At 59.7% G+C, this 1,267-nt stretch carries 1 protein-coding gene; it reads left to right on the top strand.

Annotated features, from left to right (window positions below):
* The first annotated feature begins 66 nt into the window (after positions 1–66).
* Positions 67–1,205, top strand: a protein-coding gene (locus tag ACFOOP_RS19750) for an IS3 family transposase (RefSeq protein WP_379882919.1) whose coding sequence is annotated in 2 segments (ribosomal slippage) — positions 67–328 and positions 328–1,205 — 1,140 coding nt in all. Because the reading frame shifts where the segments join, the coding sequence is not laid out codon by codon here.
* The last annotated feature ends 62 nt before the right edge of the window (positions 1,206–1,267 follow it).

Genomic DNA, 1,267 nt, shown 5'->3' with positions numbered 1-1,267 from the left:
TGGTCTGCCACCGAAATAGTGGTCCGATGAATCTGTTAGTCTCGGCTTTGAAAGAGGAGCTGAGACATGGCGAAAAGAGCCAAACCGGAAGAGATCATTGCGAAGCTGCGTGAAGTTGAAGTCCGCCTGAGCCGTGGCGAGACGACGGGTCAGGCGGTCCGGGCCATTGGGGTGACGGAGCAGACATACTACCGATGGCGCCGCGAGTATGGCGGCATGGGCGTCGATCAGGCGCGGCGGCTGAAAGAACTGGAGAAGGAGAATCTGCGCCTCCGGAAAGCGGTCTCCGATCTGACGCTCGACAAGCTGATCCTTGCCGAGGCCGCCAAGGGAAACTTCTAAGCCCTTCGCGCCGCCGGGCGTGTGTTGACCGGGTTGTCGATGAGCTTGGCGTTTCCGAACGCCGTGCCTGCGAGACGCTCGGTCAGCACCGATCGACCCAACGTAAAAAGCCGCGCGGCCGGCTGGGCGAGAAAGCGCTGACCAAAGCGATCCTCTTCCTCGCCGAACAGTTCGGCCGCTATGGCTATCGTCGCATCACCGCCTTGCTCCGGCGAGACGGCTGGCATGTGAACGAGAAGCGGGTCTATCGCATCTGGCGGCGTGAAGGGCTGAAAGTTCCGCAGAAACAACCGAAACGGGGCCGCTTATGGCTCAATGACGGCTCTTGCGTGAGGCTCAGGCCGCAACACCGAAACCATGTATGGAGTTACGACTTTGTGATGGACCGAACCCAGGATGGGAAACCGTTCCGCATGCTGTGCGTCATCGATGAGTTCACTCGGGAATGCCTGGCGATCCGTGTCGAGCGAAGGCTTAACGCAAGAATTGTTCTGGAGGTGCTTGCCGACCTCTTCCTCTCGCACGGTCCGCCGGATCACATTCGGTCCGATAACGGCCCCGAATTTATCGAGACGGCGCTGCGGGAATGGCTGACGAGGCTCGGCGTCAAGACGCTCTACATCGAGCCGGGCAGCCCATGGGAGAACGGATATTGCGAGAGCTTCAACTCCAAACTCAGAGACGAGCTGCTCGCACGGGAAATCTTCTATACGATGAAGGAGGCCAAAACGCTGATCGAATGGTGGCGACGGTATTACAACACGCAGCGACCACACTCGTCCTTGGGCTACAGACCGCCCGCGCCGAAAGCCATCTTGCCAAAGCCCTTCATGCCGCCTTACGTTCAGGGCGTGGCGGCATGAACGCCGTCCGACAACCCGCCGAGTCTAACAAATGGCTCGGAGCACTTCGATGGGTCAGGCCA

The organism is Hyphococcus aureus (assembly GCF_042643165.1).
In the GTDB taxonomy this organism is placed as follows: Bacteria; Pseudomonadota; Alphaproteobacteria; order Caulobacterales; family Parvularculaceae; genus Hyphococcus; species Hyphococcus aureus.
Note: the sequence above shows the minus strand (reverse complement) of the source record. Positions and strands in the feature narration are given on the sequence as shown.